24 protein-coding genes are annotated in these 23,207 nt (G+C 70.7%); 11 read left to right on the top strand and 13 right to left on the bottom strand.

The genetic code is table 11. The features are described 5' to 3' along the window. Nucleotides 1–26: 26 nt before the first annotated feature. A complete protein-coding gene (locus VJ693_RS04675) occupies nt 27–1,487 on the bottom strand; it encodes a DUF4139 domain-containing protein (RefSeq protein WP_324152307.1) in 1,461 nt (486 codons plus the stop codon). A 127-nt stretch (nt 1,488–1,614) separates the two neighbouring features. Between VJ693_RS04675 and VJ693_RS04670 the strand changes: the two genes are divergently transcribed. Together VJ693_RS04670 and VJ693_RS04665 are read left to right on the top strand one after the other, a co-directional pair. Continuing rightward, nucleotides 1,615–2,310 (top strand): dienelactone hydrolase family protein, encoded by a 696-nt coding sequence (locus VJ693_RS04670; protein ID WP_414652227.1) that lies wholly within the window; start codon nt 1,615–1,617, stop codon nt 2,308–2,310. A 65-nt stretch (nt 2,311–2,375) separates the two neighbouring features. After that, a complete protein-coding gene (locus VJ693_RS04665) occupies nt 2,376–3,788 on the top strand; it encodes a hypothetical protein (protein WP_324152305.1) in 1,413 nt (470 codons plus the stop codon). Nucleotides 3,789–3,837: 49 nt separating this feature from the next. Here the strand turns inward: VJ693_RS04665 and VJ693_RS04660 are convergent, their stop codons facing one another. The 6 genes from VJ693_RS04660 to nosZ form a co-directional block, all read right to left on the bottom strand. Further along, a complete protein-coding gene (locus VJ693_RS04660; RefSeq protein ID WP_324152304.1) occupies nt 3,838–4,347 on the bottom strand; it encodes a nitrous oxide reductase accessory protein NosL in 510 nt (169 codons plus the stop codon). After that, on the bottom strand, nt 4,344–5,171 hold the full coding sequence (locus tag VJ693_RS04655; RefSeq protein ID WP_324152303.1) for an ABC transporter permease: 828 nt from the start codon (nt 5,169–5,171) through the stop codon (nt 4,344–4,346). The genes VJ693_RS04660 and VJ693_RS04655 overlap by 4 nt, the downstream gene beginning before the upstream one ends. Further along, nucleotides 5,168–6,139 (bottom strand): ABC transporter ATP-binding protein, encoded by a 972-nt coding sequence (locus VJ693_RS04650; RefSeq protein ID WP_324152302.1) that lies wholly within the window; start codon nt 6,137–6,139, stop codon nt 5,168–5,170. Before VJ693_RS04650 ends, VJ693_RS04655 begins: the two co-directional genes overlap by 4 nt. After that, nucleotides 6,129–7,457 (bottom strand): nitrous oxide reductase family maturation protein NosD, encoded by a 1,329-nt coding sequence (locus tag VJ693_RS04645; protein WP_324152301.1) that lies wholly within the window; start codon nt 7,455–7,457, stop codon nt 6,129–6,131. The genes VJ693_RS04650 and VJ693_RS04645 overlap by 11 nt, the downstream gene beginning before the upstream one ends. A gap of 5 nt (nt 7,458–7,462) precedes the next feature. Next, nucleotides 7,463–10,087, bottom strand: coding sequence for a 4Fe-4S binding protein (locus VJ693_RS04640; protein WP_324152314.1), 2,625 nt, complete (start codon nt 10,085–10,087; stop codon nt 7,463–7,465). A 136-nt stretch (nt 10,088–10,223) separates the two neighbouring features. After that, nucleotides 10,224–12,161, bottom strand: coding sequence for a TAT-dependent nitrous-oxide reductase (gene nosZ, locus VJ693_RS04635; protein ID WP_324152300.1), 1,938 nt, complete (start codon nt 12,159–12,161; stop codon nt 10,224–10,226). 203 nt (nt 12,162–12,364) lie between these two features. Here nosZ and VJ693_RS04630 point away from each other — a divergent pair, with 203 nt between their 5' ends. The 8 genes from VJ693_RS04630 (at nt 12,365) to VJ693_RS04595 (ending at nt 19,595) form a co-directional block, all read left to right on the top strand. After that, on the top strand, nt 12,365–12,763 hold the full coding sequence (locus VJ693_RS04630; protein ID WP_324152299.1) for a c-type cytochrome: 399 nt from the start codon (nt 12,365–12,367) through the stop codon (nt 12,761–12,763). Between the two features lie 2 nt (nt 12,764–12,765). Then, complete coding sequence (locus tag VJ693_RS04625; protein WP_324152298.1) at nt 12,766–13,842, top strand: FAD:protein FMN transferase; 1,077 nt, start codon at nt 12,766–12,768, stop codon at nt 13,840–13,842. Nucleotides 13,843–13,961: 119 nt separating this feature from the next. Continuing rightward, a complete protein-coding gene (locus tag VJ693_RS04620) occupies nt 13,962–14,666 on the top strand; it encodes an energy transducer TonB (protein ID WP_324152297.1) in 705 nt (234 codons plus the stop codon). Further along, nucleotides 14,663–15,406, top strand: a complete 744-nt coding sequence (locus tag VJ693_RS04615) for a MotA/TolQ/ExbB proton channel family protein (protein WP_324152296.1) — start codon at nt 14,663–14,665, stop codon at nt 15,404–15,406. Before VJ693_RS04620 ends, VJ693_RS04615 begins: the two co-directional genes overlap by 4 nt. A 1-nt stretch (nt 15,407) precedes the next feature. Continuing rightward, nucleotides 15,408–15,827, top strand: a complete 420-nt coding sequence (locus VJ693_RS04610) for a biopolymer transporter ExbD (protein ID WP_324152295.1) — start codon at nt 15,408–15,410, stop codon at nt 15,825–15,827. Between the two features lie 98 nt (nt 15,828–15,925). Continuing rightward, complete coding sequence (locus VJ693_RS04605; RefSeq protein ID WP_324152294.1) at nt 15,926–18,193, top strand: catecholate siderophore receptor Fiu; 2,268 nt, start codon at nt 15,926–15,928, stop codon at nt 18,191–18,193. Between the two features lie 21 nt (nt 18,194–18,214). Next, nucleotides 18,215–18,895, top strand: a complete 681-nt coding sequence (locus tag VJ693_RS04600) for a Fe2+-dependent dioxygenase (RefSeq protein WP_324152292.1) — start codon at nt 18,215–18,217, stop codon at nt 18,893–18,895. Between the two features lie 4 nt (nt 18,896–18,899). After that, nucleotides 18,900–19,595: a PepSY-associated TM helix domain-containing protein gene (locus tag VJ693_RS04595; RefSeq protein WP_324152291.1), complete on the top strand. Its 696-nt coding sequence runs from the start codon at nt 18,900–18,902 to the stop codon at nt 19,593–19,595. Between the two features lie 16 nt (nt 19,596–19,611). Here the strand turns inward: VJ693_RS04595 and VJ693_RS04590 are convergent, their stop codons facing one another. From VJ693_RS04590 to VJ693_RS04570, 5 genes are read right to left on the bottom strand one after another with little or no spacing between them, the layout of a single operon-like run. Further along, nucleotides 19,612–19,848 (bottom strand): hypothetical protein, encoded by a 237-nt coding sequence (locus tag VJ693_RS04590; protein ID WP_324152290.1) that lies wholly within the window; start codon nt 19,846–19,848, stop codon nt 19,612–19,614. A 5-nt stretch (nt 19,849–19,853) separates the two neighbouring features. Further along, entirely contained in the window at nt 19,854–20,462 is a 609-nt protein-coding gene (locus VJ693_RS04585; protein ID WP_324152289.1) for a glutathione S-transferase family protein, read from the bottom strand. A 16-nt stretch (nt 20,463–20,478) separates the two neighbouring features. Further along, nucleotides 20,479–20,757 (bottom strand): hypothetical protein, encoded by a 279-nt coding sequence (locus VJ693_RS04580; RefSeq protein WP_324152288.1) that lies wholly within the window; start codon nt 20,755–20,757, stop codon nt 20,479–20,481. Nucleotides 20,758–20,759: 2 nt separating this feature from the next. Continuing rightward, nucleotides 20,760–21,317 carry an NADPH-dependent FMN reductase gene (locus VJ693_RS04575; RefSeq protein WP_324152287.1) on the bottom strand — a complete coding sequence of 186 codons (558 nt, stop codon included), beginning with the start codon at nt 21,315–21,317 and terminating at the stop codon, nt 20,760–20,762. After that, on the bottom strand, nt 21,314–21,841 hold the full coding sequence (locus tag VJ693_RS04570; RefSeq protein ID WP_324152286.1) for a DUF4231 domain-containing protein: 528 nt from the start codon (nt 21,839–21,841) through the stop codon (nt 21,314–21,316). The genes VJ693_RS04575 and VJ693_RS04570 overlap by 4 nt, the downstream gene beginning before the upstream one ends. A 172-nt stretch (nt 21,842–22,013) precedes the next feature. Here VJ693_RS04570 and VJ693_RS04565 point away from each other — a divergent pair, with 172 nt between their 5' ends. Further along, complete coding sequence (locus tag VJ693_RS04565) at nt 22,014–22,523, top strand: hypothetical protein (RefSeq protein WP_324152285.1); 510 nt, start codon at nt 22,014–22,016, stop codon at nt 22,521–22,523. Between the two features lie 29 nt (nt 22,524–22,552). On the opposite strand, the gene VJ693_RS04560 is transcribed toward VJ693_RS04565, so the two are convergent. Further along, nucleotides 22,553–23,207, bottom strand: a 655-nt coding sequence (locus VJ693_RS04560) for a thiamine phosphate synthase (RefSeq protein WP_324152284.1), incomplete at its 5' end; no start/stop codon positions are given.

The following is a 23,207-nucleotide window of genomic DNA, read 5'->3' as shown; positions in this document are numbered from 1 at the left end:
CCGTGGCGGGCCGCCGCTGAGCCTGGTCAGTACCGCACCAGCACCCGGTACTTCAGCGTGGTGCTGCCCTCGGCAGGCACCTTGATCCGCCATTCCGCGGTGCCGGCGGCGACCTTCTTGTGCGGCTGCGACTGCTCGAGCATCTGCCAGTCGCCGGGGATCGGCTCGCGCACCGTCACGGTCACCGCCTCCGGCTTGGCATTGCGCAGCACGATCTCGTAAGCGCTCTCCATCACGTAGCTGGCCTTGTTGGCCGGCTCGCGGCGGCGGAAGTCGGTCTGCTTCTTGTCGGCCGTGACATCGAAGGCATCGCCCAGGTGCAGCCGCACGGTCTCGTTCTTCGGCGTGTGGTCGATCCGGTCTTCGCCGACGAACTGCGCGTTGCCGGCGCTGTCACGCTTGTAGACGCGCACCACGCCCTTGGGCAGCGGCTGGCCGAGGTGGGCGCTCTCGCGGTTCGCGAATTCGACGTAGACGCCGGCCTTGAGCTTCTGGCCGATCTCGCCGACGCTGGAACGGTAGTAGTAGTCGGCGCCGTTGAGCAGCAGCTCCTTGGTCACCGGCACGCCGCTCGCGCCGAGCAGCGCGACCTGCTTGGTCTGGTTGTCGGCCAGCGTGGTCGGCCGGTTCAGCGTGTACAGGTGGTATTCGAACAGGGCCTCCTGCGCCATCGGGGCCGGTGCTGCCGCGGCCGTGGTCATCACGCGGCGTTCGGCCTTGGCCATGTCCATCTCTTCGCGTACGCGGTTCACGTCGCCCGCCACCAGCTGCAGCTTCGCGTTGGCGTAGGCCGTGCCGCTCTGGTTGTGCAGCGTGACCCAGCCGTTCAGCTCCAGCGCGGAATCGTCGGCGTTCAGCTCGGCCACGTAGTCGGCCTTCCACGACAGGCCGCCGGTCAGGTAGGACAACTCCAGGTCCTGCGGGCCGGCGCGGCGGCTGACCAGGTCGCTGACCAGCGTCGGCCGGTCGCGCAGGTTGGACGGCACGCCATCGAAGACGATGCGGCCGGGCACACCGGTCTCGATGCGGTCGCCGATCTTCAGCACCACGCCTTCCTGCGCGCTCAGCACCTGCGCGGTCTCGCTGGTCTCGGCGCCGGTGGTCGGGTGGGTCTTGACGATGCGCACCGTGCGGCCCACGTACTTCTCGAGCAGCTTGCCCGGCGTGAGCAGGTCGAAATCGAAGTTCTGTTCGAGCAGCGTCAGCGAGCCCGGCGCGCTGAGGCTGCGCAGTTGCGCGGTCTCGGGCCGCATGCGGCCGCTCACGTCGCGCAGCGCGATGCGGTTCGCGCCCTCGTCGAGCAGCACCTTGCGCACATCCTTCACCAGCGCGAGGTCCTCGTTGTAGATCGTGATCGCGACCGACTGCTGGTCGTCCAGCGTGCTGCGCCGCTCGGCGGGCGGGGGTGCCGCGGCAGCGGCTGCGGCCGTGGACGCCGCGATGGCGACCGCCGTCAAGGCGGTCGGGAGCCGGGGGGCCTGGGGCATGCGTTCCTCCTGGTGGGTAGGGCGGGATGATCGCCCATCAACGGGGCGGGCGACCGCGTCGCCGACAGGGTTCGCGAAAGAGGCATCGCGGCGGATACTCACGGCTGTCTCGACGAAGGAGATGACGATGCCCAAGACGATCGAGTTCCGGCGGCCCGACGGCCAGGCCGTGAACGGCCATCTTGCCGAAGCCGATGCCCCGCTCGGGGCGGTGGTCGTGATCCAGGAGTGGTGGGGTGTCAACGCGCAGATCCTGGGCGTGGCCGAGCGGCTGGCGGCGGCCGGCTTCACCGCGCTGGTGCCCGACCTGTACCGCGGCAAGAGCACGGTCGAGGCCGAGGAGGCCAATCACCTGATGAGCGGCCTGAACTTCGGCGACGCCGCCACGCAGGACGTGCGCGGCGCGGTGCTGGCCTTGAAGGGCCTGCACGCCGGCAGCGGCAAGGTGGCCGTCACCGGCTTCTGCATGGGTGGCGCACTGACCTGGTTGTCGCTGAGCCACGTGCCCGAGCTCGATGCCGGCGTGGCCTGGTACGGCTACCCACCGCTGGAGTATGTCGACGCCACGAAGATCACGCAGCCGGTGATGGCCCACTGGGCGACGCAGGACCAGGCCTTCGCGATCGCAGGCGTCGACGCGCTGGAAGCGAAGCTGCGCGAGGCCGGGGTGCGCTACGAGGGCCACCGCTACCTCGCCCACCACGCGTTCGCGAACGAGACCGCGCAAGGGCCGGGCCGCATCCCGATCAGCCAGTACGACGCCTTCTGGGCCCAGCGCGCCTGGGATCGCACGCTGCGCTTTCTGGGGCAGCACCTGGGCTGACGTTGAGCCTTCTGCGGCGGACCGACGGAGCCAGATCCGCGCAAATCCCCTGGTTGGGCGCGGTGGTGGCTGCGCTGCTGGCATCCGGCGCCGTGGCGGCCAGCGCTGCGGCGATCGAAGCACGGCCCGCGCAACTGACTTTCGGGTTCGAACGCTGGCAGCTGCCGGCGAACGAGGCGCTCGGGGCCTTGGGCATGAGCTACGCGGTCGAGCTGGCGCCCGGCTGGCGCCTCGGCCCGGCGCTGTACGGCGCGGCCACGGGCCGGCGCGGGGGGCTCTTCACCTGGGGCCTCGAAGGGCAGCGCCATTGGCGGCTCGCAGAGCGCTGGGATCTGGTCGCCGGGCTGTATGTCGGCGGCGGTGGCGGGGCGGCGGCACCGGTCGGCAGCGGGCTGATGCTGCGGCCGCACGTCGACCTGCTGGCCGACCTGGGCGGTTGGCAAGCGGGCTTGTCCGCGTCGCGGGTCGACTTCCCGGATGGCGCGATTGGCAGCACGCAGCTCGGGCTGCTGGTCTCGCTGCCCGACCGTTTTGTCTTCGCGAGCGCCGGCCGGCACGGGCGGACCGTGGCCTTCGACGATGCCAGCCCCATCCGCGCCGATCGGGTCTCGTTGACCACCGGCCACCATGCGCAGGGCGAGGGCGGCGAGCAGGCCTTCGGGCAGGTCGGCATCCGGCTCGACCACGCGGTCGGACCGGGCCTGTGGGCCACGGCCGAGGCGGCCGGCGCTGCGCGCGGCGGCGCCGATGGTTATGCCGAGATGCTGGTCGGCGCACTCGCGTTGTGGCCGGCAGGCGACCCGATGCTGCGCGTGGGCGGCCGCGCGGCGCTGGGCCTGGGCGGCGGCGGCGGCGTGCCCGCCGGCGGCGGGCTGATCGCCAAGCTGGCGCTGGCGGCCGAGCTGGACCTGGGCGCCCCGTGGGTGCTGGGGCTCGAAGCCGGCCAGGCGGCGGCCACCAGCGGTGCCTGGCGCAGCCCCTATGCGCAGCTCGCGCTCGGGGCGCGGCTCGGCGCCGCCGGCCCGGGGGCGGTGCTGCACGAGGTCGAGTGGGCGCTGTCCGTGCAGCACTACGGGCGAGCGCAGCGCAAGCAGGGCCGCGCCGGCGCGCTGGACACGATCGGCCTGCGCTTCAGCCGCTCGTTGAGCGACCGGCTGTACCTGACCGGCCAGGCGCATGGCGCGGTCACGGGCGGTGCGGGGGCCTACTCGGCCGGCCTCGTGGGGCTGGGCGTGACGACGCGGCTCGCCGACGATGGCGCCTGGCGTGGCGGTGCCGAGGCGCTGGTCGGTGCCGCCGGCGGCGGCGGCGTGGCCAACGGCGGCGGCGCGCTGCTGCAGCCGATGGTCTGGCTGGCGCGCGAGCTCGGGCCGCACCAGCGCCTGCGCGTCGGCGTGGGCTACCTGAAGTCGCTGCGCGGCGAGCTGTCGACGCCGGTGGCCGAGCTGAGCTGGGGCCTGGCCTTCGGCCGGCCCTGACGAGGCTGTGCCCTGCGACGCCTTGGGACGGCCCGGCGGCGATGGCGCACTACATGCGCTGATCGTGCTGCGCGCCGCCCGACAGGTCGACCATCTCGGGCCTGATCTCGGCATAACGCAGCAGCCGGCCGCCATGCTGGCCGACGAATGCCGTGGCGTCGGCCTCCTGCGCGAAGCTCGCGATCGTCGGGCCCATCGAGCCGTGGCGCTTGCTGCCCAGCACGTAGAAGCCGGTCTTGGCGTCGATCCAGTGGCCTTGCGGGTGTTCCCAGTCGGCCCGGCCCATGTCCTGCACGTAGGCGATGCGCACGCGGCGCACCTGCTCGGGCTTGAGCAGCGTGCTGAACAGCTCGACGGTGTCGCAGAAGAACTCCGGCGCGGCCGCGCCTTCGTAGTGGATCTGGGCCTTGGGGCCCGGATAGTCGGCCAGCAGCATGCCGTCGAGTTCGCAGGTGGTGCCGCGGTCGATCTCCAGCGCGGCGCTGGCGGCCGGCTCGCCGGCGCGGCCGCAGGCGGTGAGAGCCGCCACCAGCGCGAGCAGGGGCAGGGTCTTGATCATCGGAATCTCCAGCCCGCCAGGGCCAGCGGCGCGGCGATCCAGCCCAGCATCGCGCCGCCCATCAGCCAGGGGCTGGCCAGGGCGGGGGGCACGATGCTGGCCGGCCCGACCATCGAGCGCAGGTCGTCCAGCGAGAACACGTTGAGGATGCGGAACACATCCGCCGGGTTGAGCAGCAGCAGGTAGGCGAAGGCATCGCCGCCGAGCCGGCCGCCGCCGAGCACCAGCGCACCGAGCAGCAGCAGATCGAACACCAGCACGAAGCCGAACCACAGCGCGATCGCCAGGCCCGAGGCCCGCGTGCGGTCCTTCGCGAACACCGACAGCATCACGGCCAGGCTCAGGAACACGAGCCCGAGCAGCACCGAGCTCAGCATGAAGCCGAGGTAGTGGTACAGGCCGTTGCCACCCAGCGAGCCGGCCAGCAGCACGGCCACCAGCGCGAAGCCGGCCAGCGTCGACAGCGTCAGCGCCCCGGCCAGGCCAAGGTACTTGCCCAGCAGCAGCTCGGCGCGGGTGATCGGCAGCGCGAGCAGCAGGTCCAGCGAGCCGCGTTCGCGCTCGCCGACGATGGCGTCGAAGCCCAGCAGCAGCGCGATCAACGGGATCAGGTAGATCACCAGGCTGACCAGGCTGGCGATCGTCGCCTCGATGGATTGCAGGCCCACCGTGCCTTGCTGCGCGCCGCCGAAATAGGCGATGGCCAGCGAGAAGGCGGTGAAGACCAGCGCGACCGCGAGCACCCAGCGGTTGCGGATGCGGTCGCGGAACTCCTTGGCAGCGAGCGTGCCGACCTGGCGCCATTCGATCGACACGACGCTCATGCCGCCTCCGCGCGTTGGGCCAGGCCGAAGAACATGTCCTCCAGCGTCGGCTCGGTGAAGCTCACGTCCTGCACTGCACTGCCGAGCGGCGCGAGCGTGCGCAGCAGCGCCATCTTGGCGGTGCGCGGGATGTCGAGCTGCCAGCCCTGGGCCACCGCACGCGGGCGCAGCCGCAAGCCGGGCACGCCATCGAGCGCGCCGGCCACCGCGGCGCGTTCGGCCTCGGCCACGCGCACCGTCACGGCCAGCGGCAGGTCGTGCTGCTCACGCAGCGACTGCACCGTGCCCAGCGCCCTGACGCGGCCGGCCGAGAGGATCGCGAGCCGGTCCACCCGCTCCTGCAGCTCGGCCAGGATGTGCGAGCTCAGCACGATGGTCACGCCCTGCTCGCGCAGGGCACGCAGGCTGGCGTGGAAGTCGCGGATCGCCAGCGGGTCCAGCCCGGTGGTCGGCTCGTCGAGGAAGAGCACGCGCGGCCGGCCGAGCAGCGCCTGCGCGAAGCCCAGGCGCTGGCGCATGCCTTTCGAGTAGCCGCGCACCGCGCGTTCGGCGGCGTCCGCCAGGCCCACGCGCGCCAGCACGGGAGTGCACTCGGACTGGTCGACGCCCTTCAGCCGGGCGAAGAAGCGCAGGGTCTCGAGGCCGGTCAGGTTGTCCCACAGCACGACGTTCTCCGGCAGGTAGCCCAGGCGGCGGCGTGCCGCGCGAAAGCCCGCGTCGCGCACGTCGGCACCGGCGACGCGGATCTCGCCGGCCGTGGCCGGCACCAGGCCCAGCATCATCTTGAACAGCGTGCTCTTGCCGGCGCCGTTGTGGCCGATCAGGCCGAACAGCTCGCCCGGCGCGATCGCGAGGTCGACGCCGTCGACCGCGCGGACGACGCCATGATGGGCGCCGTAGTGCTTGCGCACGCCGCGCAGCGTGATCGCGGCGGCGCCGTCGAGGGAAGGGGTGGGGTCAGGGGGCATGGCGGGGGCTGGCTTGGCAGATCTCGACGCGGGGCGGTCGCTGGCTCGTCTGGCGCGCCTGCGCCCAGCTGCGCCAGGCGACAGGGTCCGGCTCCATGCGCGGGCGGGCGTCGACGACGCTGGGCACGCGCAGCACCGGGAACTGGCGGCTGACCAGGCGCAGCGCCTGCACCGAGGGGCTGGCCAGCAGCAGCTTCATCGACGGGTGCTGCCAACTCAGGCGGTCGACGAGGTCGTTGGCCTCGTAGGGCAGGTCACCGATGCCGTCGCCGTTGCGGTCCCAGCCGAGGTAGTTGCTGAAGTGGTTGCCGTCGCCCGGCTTCGGGCCGCCCCAGGGCTCGTCGCGCGCGCCGACATAGCGCACCTGCTCGCGGTTGGCGATGAAATCGTTGTGCTCGACGTGGTTGCGCGTGGAGCCGGCCGACAGGTGCACGCCGACCGCGTTGTCGACGACGAGGTTGCCGCGCAGGGTGGTGTACTCGACGTCGTAGATGAAGAGGCCGCGGCCGTTGCCGGCGACCACGTTGTCCTCGATCACCGAATCCTGGATCGTGCGCAGCATGATGCCGTGGTCGGTGTTGCCCCAGGCACGGTTGTGGCGCACGACCTGGTCGCGCACCTCCATCAGCGCGAGGCCGCCGCGGTTGTGGTAGCTGTCGTTGTCCTCCCACAGGTTGTGGTAGGAGTTCATGTAGTGCGTGCCGTAGCGGCTGTGGTGCAGCTTGTTGCCGCGGAACTCGGCGTGGTGCGAGACATCGACGTACAGCGCGTCGCGCACGAAGCCGATGTGGTTGCCGGTGATGCGTGCGCCGTTGGTGTTGTAGAGCTGCAAGCCGTTGCCGCGCTGCGAGGAATCGAGCTCGCGCATGCCGGTGATCACGTTGTATTCGACGTGCACGTCGTCGGCCTTCTCGATCCACAGGCCGAACAGGTTATGTGTCAGGTCGCAGCGGCGCACGACCGCGCGGTGCGCGCCGGGCTGGATGTAGACGCCGGCGTTCTGGTCCTTCAGGCTGGCGCCCGAATCGCGCACGATCAGGCCCTCGATCGTCACGTCCGGTGCGGCGACGCGGATCGTGTCGCCCTGGCCGCCGCCATCGAGCGTGGGGCGGTCGATGCCGCGCAGCGTCAGCGGGCGGTCGATGCGCAGGTTGGCGCGGTAGTGGCCGCGCACCACTTCGATGGTGTCGCCCGCCGCGGCGCGCTCGACGGCGGCCTGCAGCGATTCGCCCGGCTGCACGCGCAGCGTCGCGGCGCCCGAGGCGGCGGCAGCACCGCACAGCAGCGCGGTGGCGACGAAGCGGCGCAGGGGGTTCATCGGGTTCAGACCGGCAGCCACCCCAGCGCCTTCAGCGCGAGGAACAGCGTGGCACCGATCAGCAGGTTCTTGAAGCCGACATAACTCAGCATGTCCATCACCGTGGCCGCGCGGTAGCGCCGGCCCCACCATGGGCCGTCCTTGACGTGCGGCTTGGCGGCCAGGCGGATCAGCACCTCGTAGACGCTCCAGCCGAACCACCAGCCGATCACCGCGCCGGACGACAGGCGCCCCGTCGCGGCGAGCGCCCAGGCGACGCTCGCCGCGATGGCGAGCGACCAGCCTGCCGCACGCAGCGCCTTGTGCTGGCCGTCGTGGCCGGCGCCGTTCCAGGGCCAGAGGTGGTCGCGCAGTTCTCCCACAAGCCAGGCGGTCGCGCGTTGGGGCGGGGCATACGGTGGGGTCACGGGGTCGGTCGGTACACGGGGGTCGGGGCGGCCCTTGAGGTCGCCTGTTGCCAGCGTATCGGTGACGGCCGGGGCATGGATAGGGTGGATCGGGATGTAGTAGCCGGCGCGGTTGACGCCGGTCAAGGGCAGCGCCTCGCGCTCGCGGCGCTTGCGCTCCTTGGCCAGCGGCGGGCAGCCGCCGGTGTCGGTGTAGAGCACCATGCAGTCCAGGCAGTGCAGGCACTCGCGGTGGTCGATGCGGCCGTCGGCGTCGATCGCCTGCGAGCCGCAGCCCACCGCGCAGGCCTTGCAGCGGTTGCAGTCCGGCTTGCGGCGCAGGCCGAACCAGCGGAAGGTGCTGGGCATGGCCAGCGCGCCGCCGAGCGGGCACAGGTACTTGCAGAACGGCCGCTCGATGAAGACCGCGATGCCGAGGATCGCCGCGAGGAACAGCGTGTAGGGCCAGGCGCGGTTCAGCGGCCCGACGAGGAAGGTCGTCTTGAAGGGCTCGATCTCGGCCAGCATCTCGGCCGTCGCCATCGAGAAGGCCGACACCGCCAGCAGGCCGAAGAACGCGGCGTACTTGACCCACTTGAGACGGTCGTGCCAGCGGCGCGGCAACTGGAACTGCCAGCGCTTCAGGCCGACGACGCCCGCGAGCTTGTGGATGATCTCCTGCAACGAGCCGAAGGGACACAGCCAGCCGCAGAACAGCCCGCGGCCCCAGACGAAGGTGGTCGCGATGATGAAGATCCAGAACAGGAAGATGAACGGGTCCGACAGGAACAGCGCCCACTGCCACGAGAACAGCAGCGCGTGGAACCAGGTCAGCACCTGCGTGATCGACGGCTGGGCCATCGCGCCGAAGCCGACGAAGACCACGCTCAGGACCCAGAAGCTGTACTTGAAGGCGTTGACCGGCCACTTGTTCTTGTGGGTGGCGGCGCGGGTCAGCCTGTCGCGCAGCGCGTAGACCACGGCCACCGCGACCAGCAGCAGCGCGAAGGCGGCGATCGCGGGGGCGCGTGCTTTCCAGACCTTCTGCCAGGCGGCCTGCGGCTCCTCGACGACCGGCCGGCCGCCTTGCAGGTACCCGGCGGGCAGCCAGACCTCGGCGTCGAAGTTCGCGAAGCTGCGCGCACCGGTGGCGCGGTCGACCCGGTTGCCGAGGAAGTTCAGCTTCCACGGGTAGGCCGCCGAGAACGACGGCGAGCGGATGATGAAGATCGCCGACTCGTTGAACGCCGGTGCGCCGGCGGCGGCCAGGCCGTAGAGGTTCAGCGCATCGGTGTCGCGAAAGCGGAAGGTGTCGCTGCCCTGGCGCACCGAGATGCGGTCGTAGATGCCGCCGCGCACGAAGCCCGAGCCCTTGAACGATTCGGCGCCGGCGCTGCGGATCACGAAGATCGCGTTGTCGCCCGGCTTGAGCTGCTCCATCAGGTTGTGCCAGCTCGTGGCGCCGAGCAGCGCGGGCCCGAGCACCGGCGAGTTCAACGCGCCGAACCACAGCTCGATGAAGGGCTCGCCGCCGCCGGGCAGGCCGACCTGCTCGGGCCGCACGCGCAGGCGCTGCACGGCGCCTTGCTTGACGAGCGCGGCCCAGTCGAGCGCGGCGCCCGTCGGGGTGTAGCGCGCCGGCTCGCGCACGGTGGGCGCGATCAGCCCGACCTGGCGCGCCACGGCGGCGGCCGAGTCGCCGATGACCTGGTTCTGCGCGATCACGGTGACGGTGGCACCCGAGATCGCGTCGACGCCGAGCACGCCCTCGTCGGGCCGGGCCGGGCCGACCTCGATCTTGTCGGTGACCGACTTGCCCTTGTACTGGTCGTTGAAGCGTGTCAGCGCCGATTCGGGGATGCCCAGCAGGAGGATGGGCTCGGAGTGCTTGAGCACCTTGATGCCGACATAGCGGCCGGCCTTGTCCATGCCGATCAGCGTGACCACCGGCTTGCCCGAGTAGGCCGGCGTGTCGGTGATGTCGGTCGACAGCATCACGTAGCCGAGCAGCTGCTTCGCCGCGCCCTTCTCGGGCGCCTCGGCATAGGCCTCGACATACGGCGGCTGGCCCTTGCGCTCGGAAAACGAGGTCGCGCCGGGGAACACCTCGGCGCAGGGCACGAGCGCGCACATGTCCCTGGCGCTGGCCAGCTCCGCCGGCAACTCGGCCTCGTAGGCGCCGGCGTGGGCCAGCGAGACGAGCAGGGGTGACAGCAGCAGCGCGGCGAGCCAGCGCAGAACGATTCGGTACAACAGAGCACTCACGAAGAAAGGCGCTCCGAAGGAGCCGCCGCCATCAAGTGGCGTGCGCGGATCCGGCTTCGCCGGTCCGCCGCGCGAGCCCCCTCGGGGGGCAGCCCCCGGAAGGGGGCGTGGGGGCCTACGCTTCCACAATCATGCGGCTGCGCATCTCGAGATGCAGTGCATGGCAGAAGTGGGTGCAGTAGCACCAGAACACGCCGGCCTTGTCGGCGGTGAAGGTCACCGAGGCCGTCTCCTGCGGGTTGACGATGAAGTTGATGCCGTACTTCGCGATCGCGAAGCCGTGCGTCAGATCCTCCACCTTGTCGTGGTTGGTCAGGATGATCGTGACCTCGTCGCCCTTCTTCACCGTGAACTCGGGCAGCGTGTAGGCCGGCGCCTGCGAGGCCAGCTTGACCGTGACCTTCTTGCCGTTGCGCGTGACGCCGCTTTCCTTGACGTCCTTCACCGCATGCGGGAAGAAGTCCATCTCGTAGATCTGCTTCGGGCGCAGCAGCTCGCGCTTGAAGATGACGAAGTCGTGCGGTTCGCCGCGCACCGGGTGGTCGGCGATGAGCACCATCTTCTCGCCCGAGATGTCGATGATCTGCTCGTTCTCGGCGTGCAGCGGGCCGACGGGCAGGAAGCGGTCTTTCGAGAACTTGCAGCCCACGGCCAGCCACTTGCCGTCGGCCATGCGGGTCTCGGATTGCGAGGCGTTCAGGTGGCCCGGCTGGTACTGCACGTCGAGCCGGTCGACCACGTACTTGGCGCTCTTGTCGCCGGCGTGGAACTTGATCGCCGCGTCGACATTCCACTTGACGATCTGGCTGTCGAGGAACAGCGTGGTGTAGGCGTTGCCGCGGCCGTCGAAGGCGGTGTGCAAGGGGCCCAGGCCGATCTCGACCTCGGCGACGATCGTGCTGTCGACCTTGTCCAGCTTGCCGTCGAACCAGTCGAGCACCTTGGCCAGCTCGATCACGGTCGCGGTGGGCGAGAGCTTGCCGGCGCAGATGAAGTACTTCGCGTCGGGCGAGGCGTTCACGCCGTGCGGGTTCTTGGGCACGCTGACGTAGGCGGTCAGCGCGGTCTTCGGGTCTTCGTTGGACTTGCGCGTGCCGTCGACGACGGGCACCTTGGAGTCCCCGTAGGTCTTGAACTTGCCGTCCTTGACCGCCTGCTCGATGCGGGCCACGTTGAAGAAGACGCAGGCGTCGCGCTCGGCCGACATCATGTCGGGGTAGTGCACGCCCTTCTCGGTGTTGTACTGGTTGGTCGCGGCCAGCTTGCCGTCGTACGAGGTCGCGACGAGGTCGCAGTTGCCGTCGATCACCACCTGCCAGCGCACTTCCATCGACTCGGCGTCGACGCAGGTGAACAGCGAGCGGTAGGCCTCGGGCTTGTCCGCATCCTTGCCGTTGTTGGGCAGCGGGATCGCGAACTCGGCGCCGCAGAACACGCGGGTGGTGTAGTTGATCTTCGGGTCGACCGGGTCGGCCTTGTCCGGGAAGATGCCGTGGAAGCCCTGGACGTTGGGCAGCTCGGTGATCTTGTCGCAGATGAAGTAGTCGAGCCGGATGCGCGCGATGCGGGCGTTGATCTTGTCGTTGACCCAGGCGTAGCGGCCGTCGTAGTTGCCGTCCTTGTACGAGGCGTGGGTGTGGTGGGTGTCGCCGACGGTGTACTTCAGGCTGCCGTCGGCCCTGGTGCCCATGACCTTCTTCGATTCGTTGGTCTGGCCCCAGCCGACCAGCGCATCGGGCACGAAGCAGGGGATGCGCAGCAACTCGCGGCCCGAGGGCATGCCCAGCACCCGCAGGTCGCCGGTGTGGCCGCCGCTCCACAGGCCGTAGTAGGTGTCGAGCTCACCCGGCTTCAGGTGGGTGGCGTTGGCGGCGCCGCCGGTGGCGGCATGCGCGTCCGCGGCCGAGGCGGCGGGCGCCGAGCCGGCACCGGACTTGTCGGTGCAGGCCGCCAGGCCGACGCCGGCCAGGCTGGCCGCGGCGGCGGTGTTCAGGAAACGGCGGCGGCTCGGTGCTTCGGCGCCGGGAGCGGACCGGTCGGTGGAGTGGCTCATGCGGGAATCCTTGGTGGTTCGACGTGCTTGATATTTGGCAAGTTGAATCATCCGGAACCTGGGGCGAGCCATCCTTGAACTCGTTCAATTTTTCGATCGAAAGATACCCATCGCCGTATATTGAAAGACCTTACAAAACTGTTTTGGCGGGGGTTCGCTTTCTAGAATTCCATCGGTGTTTGAATGAACCGCGGTATTACCCCATGCGATCTGTGCTGATCCCCTTCGTGATGTTGCTGGCGCTCGGCGCCGGGCTGGCCGGCTGCAGCCGGCAGGAAAGCGCCGCCCCGGCGCCCGCGGCGCCTGCGGCCACACCCGCTCCGGCGCCGGCGGTGGCGGCCGCCGAGAACCCAATCGGCAAGTCGACCTTCAACAAGGTCTGCTCGCTGTGCCACGCGGCCGGCGTGGGCGGTGCACCCAAGCCCGGCGACAAGGCCGACTGGGGCCCACGCATCGCCCAGGGCGACGAGGTGCTCTTCAAGCACGCGCTCGAAGGCTTCACCGGCGCCAAGGGCACGATGCCGGCGCGCGGCGGCTCGACGACGCTGACGGACGACGAAGTGAAGGCAGCGGTCACTCACATGACCAGCCTGTCGCGCTGACCGTGGCCGGGCCGAACGCCGCGCGGCGCCACCTGCTGGGCGCCCTGGCCTGCGGCAGTGCCGTCGGCTGGCTGGCTGCGCCGGCCCGCGCCGGCGCGGCGCCGGCCTTGCGCGACAGCCGCGTGCTGATGGGCACGCGGGTCGACATCGCGCTCGACGGCGCCGCCACCGCCTCGCTGCAGCAGGCGCTGGACTGCGCCTGGGCCGAGATGCAGCGCCTGGCCGACATGATGTCGCGCTACGTGCCGGGCAATCCGCTCGATGCCTTGAACCGCGCTGCTGGCCACCGGCCGATACCCATTCCCCTGGAAATGATGGGGGTATTGAAATCCGCCCGCCGAATATCTCGCCGAACCGAAGGGGCTTTCGACCCCACGGTCGGTTCGCTGGCCGGCTGGGATTTTGGCTCCGACGCCCGGCATATTCCCGACGGGCAAGAAATCCGGCGGGAATTGAGATTCGTCAATTTCCGGCGCTTGATATTGGATGAAACCGCTGGTACGGCATTCCTGCAGCGCGCCGGCACGCGGCTGGACCTGGGCGGCGTGGCCAAGCTGCCGATCCTGCGGGCCGGCCTGGACGTGCTCGAGCGCGCCGGCGTGCCGGCGGCGATGGTCAACGGCGGTGGCGATGTGCTGGTCGGCGGCGGCGGCCCCGACCGCGCCTGGCGCATCGGCGTGCGGGATCCGGCGACGCCCGAGCGGCTGCTGGCGGTGCTGCCGCTCACGCGCGGCATCGTCGCCTCGTCCGGCGACTACGAGCGCGGCTGGTCGCAGGGTGGCCGGCGCTTCCACCATGTGCTGGACCCGGCCACCGGCTACCCGACCGAAGGCGTGCACGGCGTGACGCTGGTCGGCGAGCACGTCGACGACGTCAACGGTCTGGGGACGGCGGCGATGGTGATGGGCCCCGGGCGCGGCGTGGCGCTGCTGGCCGCCACACCGCAGCGGCAGGCGCTGCTGGTCGGCCGCGACGGACAGGTGTGGGTCTCGCCGGCGCTGTCAGCGAGGCTCGAGCCGGCGCCCGGGGAGCCCTCTTTGCAAACGCGAATGATTCGCAATACAATGCAACCCACCTAGCCAGCCTCCACGGTGGTGTGAGCGTCCGCTGCGACGCTGTTTCGCCCCGCGCCAGCCAACACGTCGAACCTCGGGCTGCCGCTTGACGGCCCGACTTGTTGTGCGAGGCCGTGCCCACCGTGTCCCCCCGATTGCCGCTGCCCCGGCCGCCGAGCCGGCCGGCCGAGTTGATGCCCGTCTGGGCCGGCCCTGGGCTGACGATGGCGGTCGTGGCGGCCCATCTCGGCGGCGCCTGGGCGCTGCTGCAGCTGCAGCCGGTGCGCGAGGCGGTGGCCCAGGTCATGCCATTGATGGTGGACTTCGTGGACGCCCCGGGCCGGCCTGAGCCCGAACCACCGGTGCCGCCGCCGCGCCCCCGCGCGGTGCCTCACCCGACCCCTGCACCGACACCGACACCCGCACCGCCGGTGATCGCCACCGAGCCGGCCGCCGAGCCCGCGCCGGCGCCGATGGCCGTGCCGCCCCCGCCGGTGCAAGCGGCGCCGGCACCCGCCGAAGCACCGGCGCCGGCCGCGCCGCAGCCGCCCGCGGTGCGCAGCATTCCCGCCAGCGCCGTCGGCTACCTCGACCCGCCCGCCCCCGTCTACCCGCTGGCTTCGCGCCGGCTCGGCGAGCAGGGCGAGGTGCTGCTGAAGGTCGAGATCGGTGCCGACGGCCGCGCGCGTCAGGTGCTGGTGGCCCGCTCGTCGGGCTCGCCGCGGCTGGACGGCGCGGCCCTCGCCGCCGTGCGCGCCGCACGCTTCAACCCCTATGCCGAGAACGGTGTGCCACTCGTCGTGTGGACCACCGTGCCGATCCGATTCGAACTGGAGAACAAGCCATGACGGAAACCGCCAACCTGGGCCTGGCCCACTTCCTCGGGCAAAGCGATGCCGTGGGCAAGACGCTGCTCGCGATCCTGCTGCTGATGTCGTTCACCTCGTGGCTGCTGATCGCCCGCAAGGGCCTGATGCAGTTCCTTCGCAAGCGGCGCTCGGCAGCCTTCCTCGACTTCTTCTGGAACGCGACCTCGCTGTACGAGGTGCAGGCCGAGATCAGCACGCACGGCGTCAACGAGCCCTTTGCCCACCTGAGCGCGCACGCGATGCACGCCAAGGCGCACCACGCCAAGTACGGCGCGGCCAAGCTGGCCGAGGCCGGCAGCGAGCAGGAGTTCCTGACCCGCACGATCAAGAAGGTGCTCGACGAAGAGACGATGCAGCTCGAAAGCGGCCTGACGCTGCTGGCCACGATCGGCGCCACGGCGCCCTTCGTCGGCCTGTTCGGCACCGTCTGGGGCGTGTACCACGCGCTGGTGGCGATCGGCATGAGCGGCGCCGGCACGCTGGACAAGGTCGCCGGCCCGGTCGGCGAGGCGCTGATCATGACCGGGCTGGGGCTGGCGGTCGCGATCCCCGCGGTGATGGCCTACAACTGGCTGGCGCGCAGCAACCGCGTGCTGACCGCCCGGCTCGATGCCTTCGCGTTCGAACTGCTGTCCTTCCTGACCCTGGGCCAGACGCTGCGCGGCACCGAGCCCGCGGCCCCCAATGTGCACGCCATGCCCGTGCGCGCCGGAGCCTGACATGGCCTTCGCCAGCTTCGATTCCCAGCGCGCCGCCGCGCCGATGGGCGAGATCAACATGGTCCCGCTGATCGACGTGATGCTGGTGCTGCTGGTGATCTTCATCGTCACCGCGCCGCTGCTCAGCCACGCGGTCAAGCTCGATCTGCCGCGGGTCAGCGCGCAGCCCAGCCAGATGAAACCCGAGAAGATCGAGTTCGCGATCGATGCCGCCGGCCAGCGCTGGTGGAACGGCGAACCGGTCAGCCGCCCCGACGCTGCCCAGCGCTTCGCCGCCGCAGGCCGCCTGCAGCCGCTGCCCGAGGTGCAGTTTCGCGCCGACCAGGCCGTGGCCTACCGCGCGGTGGCCGAGACGCTGGCCGATGCCGCCCGCGCCGGCGTGCACAGGATCGGCTTCGTCAGCCAGCCGGAAGACCACTAACCCGACAGTTCGATGCCACATCGACCGTGCCACCCGAGCACGGCCGGGCCGGGCTGTGCCCGCCGTTCAGAACCCATACCAACCCCGGAGGAGTCTCCATGTCCACCTACATCCGCAGCCGCCTCGCCCCAGCGGCCGTCACCGCCGCTGCCCTGAGCGCGCCGCTGGCGCTGCACGCGCAGCAGGCCGCCGCCCCCACCGATGGCCAGGGCGCCCCGTTGCCGGCGGTCACGGTCAAGGCCGCGGCCGACGCGGCATCGCCGGTCAAGACCGACAGGCTCGATTCGCCCAAGTTCACGCAACCCCTGGTCGACACGCCGCAGACCATCACGGTCGTCAACAAGGAGACCTTGCAGCAGCAGGGCGCCGCCACGCTGATGGACGCGCTGCGCAACATCCCGGGCATCACGATGCAACTCGGCGAGGGCGGCCGCACCAACGTCGGCGACGCGTTCTTCCTGCGCGGTTTCGCTGCCGAATCCAATGTCTTCCAGGACGGCGTGCGCGACCTCGGCCCGGTCGTGCGCGACGTGTTCAACCTCGAGCAGGTCGAGATCGTCAAGGGCCCGGCCGGCGCCGACAACGGTCGCGGCGCGACCGGCGGCTACGTCAACCTCGTCAGCAAGAAGCCGCAGGCCGAGGACTTCGTCGCCGGGAGCGTCAGCGTCGGCAGCGCGAGCGCCGCGCGCGCCACCGCCGACCTGAACCGCACGCTGGGCGAGGGCGTGGCGCTGCGCGTCAACGCGATGGCCAGCGACGCCGACGTGCCCGGCCGCGACGAGGTGCACCTGCAAAGCCAGGGCCTGGCGACGGCGCTGACGCTGGGCTTGGGCACGCCGACCCGATTCACCGTGCAGACGCAGCACGTGCGCCAACGCAACACGCCGGACGGCGGCGTCACGACGATCGGGCTGGACGGCTACTACGACAGCGATTTCGACACCGGCGCGGCCGCCGGCGTGACGCCGGCGCCGGCCGACCCGAGCAACTTCTACGGCAGCACGGCCGACCACGAGGACTCCGACGCCGACATGCTGACCGTGCGCATCGAGCACGACTTCGGCAAGTCGGCCAAGCTCGTCAACACCGCGCGCCTGGGCCGCGCGACGGTGGACCGTGTGCTGACCAGCGTGAACGGCGTGATCGCCGCCTCGACCGACCCGAGCACCTGGACGGTCGAGCGCCGCCGCCACAGCAACCTGCAGTCGAACACCATCCTGGCCAACCAGACGGCGCTGCAGGCCGAGCTGAAGACCGGCCGCCTGCGGCACAGCCTGGCTGGCGGGGTCGAGTTCAGCCACGAGCGGCAGAACGTCACCACGCTGGCGGTTCCCGGCGCGACCAGCAACACGATTCCCGCCTCGCCGGTCTATGCGCCGGACCCGACTGCATCGGCCGGCGACGCGCCGGTGGCCAACGGCGCCTACCAGCACGGTCGCGTCACCACGGCCGCCGCCTACCTGTTCGACACCATCAAGCTGAACCCGCAGTGGCAGCTGCTGGCCGGCCTGCGCCATGAACACTACGGTGCCGAGACCGACCGCGTGGACCTGGTGAGCAACGTGCTGACGCCCCATGCGCTCAGCCAGCGCGGCGACATCACCAGCTGGAAGCTCGGCGTCGTCTACAAGCCGGCCGCCAACGGCAGCATCTACCTGGCCTATGCCGACGCCACCACGCCGCCCGGTGGCAACACGCTGACCCTGACCACCGACAGCGTCAGCGCGAGCAGCGCCGACCGTGCCGGCCTGAAGCCGCAGCGCAGCCAGAACCTCGAGCTCGGCACCAAATGGGAGTTGCTGAACGGCCAGCTGGCGCTGACCGCGACCGCCTACCAGAGCAGCAACCGCAACGAGACGATCGAGGTCTCCGACGGCATCTACTCGCAGGACGGCGAGCGCCGCGTGCGCGGGCTGGAGCTCGGCATCGTCGGCCAGATCACGCCGGCCTGGCAGTTGAGCGGCGGCCTGGCGACGATGGACAGTGAGGTCGTCGAAGGTTCGTTCGAGGGCACCAATGCCGCCGGCGCGCCCTCGCGCTGGACGCCGAAGCTGGCCGTCACCGCGTGGACCAGCTACCGCGTCAACGACAGGCTCACGGTCGGCGGCGGCGCGCGCTACCTGGGCAAGCAGCAGCGCGTGACCGACCCGGCGGCCGACCTGTCGACGCAGAACATGCCCGCGATCCCGGCCTACTGGGTGGCCGACGCGATGGCCAGCTACGCCGTGCACAAGAACGTGACGCTGCAGTTGAACGTGCAGAACCTGTTCGACAAGGCCTACATCGCCACGCTGAACAACAACGGCAACCGCTACCAGCCGGGCGCGCCGCGCACCTTCACGCTGATGGCCAACCTGCTGTTCTGACGCACCGAGGAGCGCACGACCATGCTGCTGCACATCCCCCAGGTGCTCTCGCCCGATGAGGTGGCCACCTTGCGCGAAAGGCTCGACGCCGGCGCTTGGGTCGACGGCCGGGCGACCGTCGGCGCGCAGGGCGCCCAGGTCAAGCACAACCGCCAGCTCGACGAGGCCAGCCCGCTCGCGCAGGAGCTGGCGCGGGCGGTCAGCGCCGCGGTGCTGCGCCAGCCGCGCTTCGTCTCGGCGGCGCTGCCGCGCCACCTGCTGCCGCCGTTCTTCAACCGCTACACCAGCGGCCAGCAGTACGGCGAGCACGTCGACGGCGCGATCCGCTTCCTGCCGGGCAGTGGTCAGCCGATGCGCACCGACCTGTCGGCCACGCTGTTCCTCGCCGAGCCCGACGCCTACGACGGCGGCGACCTGGTCGTGTGCGACACCTACGGCGAGCACGCGGTGAAGCTGCCCGCCGGCGACCTGGTGCTCTACCCCTCGACCAGCCTGCACCGCGTCGAGCCGGTCACGCGCGGCGAGCGCGTGGCCGCCTTCATGTGGCTGCAAAGCATGGTGCGCGACGACGGCCAGCGCAGCCAGCTCTACGAGCTCGACCAGGCCATCCAGGCGCTGCGTGCACGGGTTGGCGACTGTGCCGAGCTCGTCACGCTGACCGGCGTCTACCACAACCTCTTGCGCCGCTGGGCAGAGGTCTAGAACCATGTCATCCACTTCCATCGGCACGACCGCCGCACCGCCCATCGTGCTGACGCCGGCCCAGCGCGCGCATCGCAAGAGCGCGCTGTTCCTGCGCTGGCTGCGCCGCATCCACCTGTGGGTGGGCTTGTGGGGCGCGGCGCTCGGCCTGGTGTTCGGCGCCACCGGCATCCTGATGAACCACCGTGCGATCCTGAAGATCCCGGTCGAGAGATCCCTGCAGCGACAGACCCAGGTGGCCTTGCCCGAGGGCGGCCCGGCCCCTTTCGCCGACGCGGCCGGCATGGCCGCCTGGCTGCAGAAGGAGCTTCAGCTCGGCGGCGAGCCGGGCCGGGTGCGCGCCGAGCCGGCACGCCCCGTGGCCTGGGGCGACAAGGCGCTGAAGCAGCCCGCGCGCTGGAGCGCCGACTTCGCGAGCCCGGGTCGTCAGGTGCGCGCCGAATACTGGGTCGGCAACCGCTTCATCAAGGTCGAGACGATGGATTCGACGGCGATCGGCACGCTGATGCGCCTGCACACGGCCAGCGGTGTCTCGGCCTTCTGGGTGCTGCTGGCCGACACGATCGCCGGCGGCATGGTGCTGCTGTCCGTCACCGGGCTGCTGCTGTGGTCGCGCCTGCACCCGATCCGCCTGTCGACGCTCGGCCTGAGCTTCGGGGCGTTGGTGGCGGCGGTGGGCTACCTGCTGACCGCGGCCTGAAGCCGGTCAGCGTCGGTCAGCGCCGGTTGCGCGGGTGCTCGCTCGCCAGGCGCTCGTTGCCGCGCTTGTAGTTGCCGGTCAGGCGCGCCATCAACTGCTGGCTGTCGGCGGGGCTGCCGGCCGCCACCTCGTCGAGGAACGCGGCGGCCTCGGCCCCGCGCAAGGTGGCCGCGACGCGCCCGCGATGCAGGATGCAGACCTCGCCGCTCTTGCGCTGTTGGACACGGAAACCGAGATCGTCGTCGGTGGCCATGCCGCTCAGTCCGGTGGTTGGAGCGCGACGTCAGGGTGGCGCCACCCGGGCAGGCTGCGCAGCGCACCCAGCCAGCGCCGGACGTGCGGATAGTCCACCTCGTCCAGCCCCGCCTGCGACAGCCAGAAGAGGTAGGCCGAGCAACTGAGGTCGGCCACCGTCGGGCCGGCATCCACCAGGAACTCCGACGAGGTCAGGAAGCGGTCCAACGTTGCCAAGTCGGCCTCGGCGCGGTGGCGCAGGTAAGCAAGCACCTCGGGCGGCTGCGGCGCCCAGCGCAGCGAGAACCTCAGGTTCGGCACGCTGAAGCCGACGCGGTTCGTTTCCCACGACAGCCACTCCAGCACCGCCTGCCACTGCGACGGGCGGCCGGCGAAGCGCTGCGTCTTCTGTGCCAGGTACACGAGGATCGCGTTCGACTGGCACAGCGGCGCGCCGCCGTCGATCAGCACCGGGACTTCGCCGAACTTGCTGGCCGCCACGAACTCGGGCGGTCGCGCGGGCCGCGGTGTCGCGAGATCGACCCAGCGGTACTCGTGCGCCAGATCGGCCAGCAGCAGGAAGGACCTGACCTTGTACGAGTGGCCCGAATCGGTGCTGCCGTAGAGGATCACGCCGAGGCCCTCGCGCTCAGCGGCGCGGTTCGAGCTCGCGCACGAAGACCATGCCGAACGCGCCGACCGACAGCACGCGGTCATTCGCCGTCGTGTACGACACCACGCCCCAGGAGTGGTAGGTCGAGACGAAGGCGGTCAACGCACCCAACCCGAGCGCGCCGGCGATCGGGCTGCGCTCGGCGGTGGCCTCCTTGATCTTCGCGCGGTGCTTCTCAGCGGACGGGTTCAGCGCGATGGCCGCGACGAACACGGCGGCGGTGGCGAGGGCGGAGACGACAGAGGCTTTGGCCATGGTCAGGTCGGTTGGAACGGCGGCCGCAGCATACCGCGCCCATGGGCCGCGTCATGCAGCGCGCCGAGCGCATCGCGCAGCGCGGCCGACACGCCGGGCGAGTCGACCATGCCGTCCTCGTCCAGGTGCGCGCCGAGCAGCGGGATGCTGACCGAGGCCGGCTCGACGATCTCGGCCGACATGGTGCGCAGCGTCTCGCGCAGCGCCGCGTCGGCATGGTGGGCGCGCGGCGAGGCGTTCAGCACGGCCACCGGCTTGTGCACGAAGGGCTCGAAGCTGACCAGCCAGTCGAGCGCGTTCTTGATCGTGCCGCTCACGCCGTGGGCGTACTCGGGGCTTGCAATCAACAAGGCATCGGCCGCGGCCACCGCCTCGTGCAATCGCCGCACCGCCGGGGGCAGGTCACGCTCGAGGTCGGGGTTGAACAGCGGCAGGTCGCCGAGCCCGCCAAAGACTTGCACCACCACGGGCGGCGGCGCCACGCGCGCGGCCGCCCGCAGCAGCGCCGCGTTGATCGATGCCGCGCGCAGGCTGCCGCAGAGCGCGAGGAGGCGGCTCATGACCGCCGGGCCGACTGCACGTCCGGCACCGTCACTCCTTCGAAGTACTGCGCGGTCTCGTTCGACACCGCCTCGCTGACCGCCTTCGACAACTGCTGCAGCGCGCGCTGCAGCAAAGCCACGCCCTCGTCGTCGCTGGCGGCCGAGCGGGCCTCGGCCGTGCGCAGCTCCCATTCGGACAGCGCGAACTGCAGGCTGAGCTGGGTCTGGGTGTAGATCTGCCAGGCCCTCTGCCAGCCGAAGAAGGAGTTGGCCGCGGCCACCAGCGCGATCAGCCAGGCCAGGCCCGATGCGACGGGCGCTTGCCACTCGGGCGGGCAGAGCTGGGTGATGAAGGGCAGGCTGATGCTGAGGAACAGCAGCAGGAAGCCGCTGACACGAAACGCGCGCTTGCGGTTCGGTGCGCGGTGCTGGTAGTAGGCGATGTACCAGAGCACGCTGCCGGGCGTGGTGGCATCGCCGAACAGGCTTTGCTGCTTCAGCGCAGCAAGAAAGGCTTCGACCTTCGTCAACGGCTCGGCCATGGGGCGCTTTCGGAACGTGGTCGCGCAATTGTCAGGCGGATCGTGGGGTCCATCGGGGCTTGCCCGCGGGCGGAGGCGCGGCAACACCTACTTACAATCCGCGCGCCGTGCCCGCCAGTTCTCCGCACGGGCCGCCAATCCTATTCAACACCGCGGAGGGAGGAAACGTTCCATGGCCATTCGCCATTCGCTGTTTGCGGTTGCCGTCGCCATCGCCCTGTCGGGCTGCGCCACGATCATGGGTCAGCCGACCCAGACGATGCCGATTTCGAGCACCCCGAGCGACGCCAAGGTGCTGATCGTCGACGAGGCGGGCGCCGAGGTCTTCGCGGGCCAGACGCCGACTTCCGTCACGCTGAACAAGAGCACGGGCCGCTACTGGGGCGGCAAGAGCTTCAAGGTGACGATCTCGAAGCCGGGCTACAAGACCCAGGTCATTCCCGTGACTTCGAGCGCCAATGGCTGGTACATCGCCGGCAACTTCGTGTTCGGCGGCCTGATCGGCTGGTTCGCGGTCGATCCGATGAACGGCGGCATGTACACGCTGTCGCCCGAAGCGATCGCGTCGTCGCTGCCGACCGAGACCGCCCACAACAACGCGGCCAAGGACGGCAGCATCGCGATCATGCTGATCCAGGACGTCCCGGCGAACCTGCGCGACCAGCTCGTTCGCATCAACTGACCCGCGGGCCGGATGCGACTGCCCCGGCGCTACAGCGTCGGGTGCGGCAAATCCGGCACTTGCTTTGCGCCGTGTGCTCGGGCCTCGGTGCCTTGCTGCCACGCGGCGCGCCACGCCGGCAGGCTGGCCGCCGGCTCCGCGCCCAACCCGCGCACCACGCAGCCGCCTGCCGCGCCGTGGGCAGCGGCTTGCGCGAGTTGATCCGGCTCGAGGATGCCGCCGATCGCCACCACCGGCGCCGGCGCGATCGTTGCCCACCACGCGAGGTTGTGCAGGCCCTGCGGGTGCCAGGGCATGGCCTTGGTGGTGGTCGGCCAGACGGGGCCGCAGGCGATGTAATCGGGCGCTTCGCCGGCCGCGCGTGCCAGCTCCCACAGGCTGTGCGAGCTCAACCCCAGCGCCAGGCCGCGCGTGCGGGCGGCGGCGAGGGTTCGGCGGTCATCGTCGTCGAGCGCGACCAGGTCTTCCTGCCCCAGGTGCACGCCGTGCGCGCCGGCGGCGATGGCTTCGCGCCAGTGGTCGTTGATGTACAGCGGCTTGCCGGCGGCGCGCGCGGCGCCGACCGCGTCGGCGATCTCGGCGCGCAGGCCGGCCTGCCAGGCGGCATCCGGCGAGGGCGGGGTCTTGATGCGCAGCTGCACGGTATCGGCTCCGCCGGCCAGCACCGCGGCCACGCGGGCCGCG

It is taken from the genome of Ideonella sp., from assembly GCF_035254525.1.
Lineage (GTDB): Bacteria > Pseudomonadota > Gammaproteobacteria > Burkholderiales > Burkholderiaceae_C > Ideonella.
Note: the sequence above shows the minus strand (reverse complement) of the source record. Positions and strands in the feature narration are given on the sequence as shown.

What these genes read in the sequence shown, in the direction of transcription:
- VJ693_RS04605 (WP_324152294.1), top strand. Translation starts at nt 15,926, where the DNA reads ATGTCCACCTACATCCGCAGCCGCCTCGCCCCAGCGGCCGTCACCGCC.
- VJ693_RS04565 (WP_324152285.1), top strand. Translation starts at nt 22,014, where the DNA reads ATGGCCATTCGCCATTCGCTGTTTGCGGTTGCCGTCGCCATCGCCCTG.
- VJ693_RS04655 (WP_324152303.1), bottom strand. Translation starts at nt 5,171, where the DNA reads ATGAGCGTCGTGTCGATCGAATGGCGCCAGGTCGGCACGCTCGCTGCC.
- VJ693_RS04630 (WP_324152299.1), top strand. Translation starts at nt 12,365, where the DNA reads ATGCGATCTGTGCTGATCCCCTTCGTGATGTTGCTGGCGCTCGGCGCC.
- VJ693_RS04660 (WP_324152304.1), bottom strand. Translation starts at nt 4,347, where the DNA reads ATGATCAAGACCCTGCCCCTGCTCGCGCTGGTGGCGGCTCTCACCGCC.
- VJ693_RS04650 (WP_324152302.1), bottom strand. Translation starts at nt 6,139, where the DNA reads ATGCCCCCTGACCCCACCCCTTCCCTCGACGGCGCCGCCGCGATCACG.
- VJ693_RS04575 (WP_324152287.1), bottom strand. Translation starts at nt 21,317, where the DNA reads ATGAGCCGCCTCCTCGCGCTCTGCGGCAGCCTGCGCGCGGCATCGATC.
- nosZ (WP_324152300.1), bottom strand. Translation starts at nt 12,161, where the DNA reads ATGAGCCACTCCACCGACCGGTCCGCTCCCGGCGCCGAAGCACCGAGC.
- VJ693_RS04615 (WP_324152296.1), top strand. Translation starts at nt 14,663, where the DNA reads ATGACGGAAACCGCCAACCTGGGCCTGGCCCACTTCCTCGGGCAAAGC.
- VJ693_RS04645 (WP_324152301.1), bottom strand. Translation starts at nt 7,457, where the DNA reads ATGAACCCCCTGCGCCGCTTCGTCGCCACCGCGCTGCTGTGCGGTGCT.
- VJ693_RS04600 (WP_324152292.1), top strand. Translation starts at nt 18,215, where the DNA reads ATGCTGCTGCACATCCCCCAGGTGCTCTCGCCCGATGAGGTGGCCACC.
- VJ693_RS04670 (WP_414652227.1), top strand. Translation starts at nt 1,615, where the DNA reads ATGCCCAAGACGATCGAGTTCCGGCGGCCCGACGGCCAGGCCGTGAAC.
- VJ693_RS04590 (WP_324152290.1), bottom strand. Translation starts at nt 19,848, where the DNA reads ATGGCCACCGACGACGATCTCGGTTTCCGTGTCCAACAGCGCAAGAGC.
- VJ693_RS04610 (WP_324152295.1), top strand. Translation starts at nt 15,408, where the DNA reads ATGGCCTTCGCCAGCTTCGATTCCCAGCGCGCCGCCGCGCCGATGGGC.
- VJ693_RS04570 (WP_324152286.1), bottom strand. Translation starts at nt 21,841, where the DNA reads ATGGCCGAGCCGTTGACGAAGGTCGAAGCCTTTCTTGCTGCGCTGAAG.
- VJ693_RS04580 (WP_324152288.1), bottom strand. Translation starts at nt 20,757, where the DNA reads ATGGCCAAAGCCTCTGTCGTCTCCGCCCTCGCCACCGCCGCCGTGTTC.
- VJ693_RS04675 (WP_324152307.1), bottom strand. Translation starts at nt 1,487, where the DNA reads ATGCCCCAGGCCCCCCGGCTCCCGACCGCCTTGACGGCGGTCGCCATC.
- VJ693_RS04595 (WP_324152291.1), top strand. Translation starts at nt 18,900, where the DNA reads ATGTCATCCACTTCCATCGGCACGACCGCCGCACCGCCCATCGTGCTG.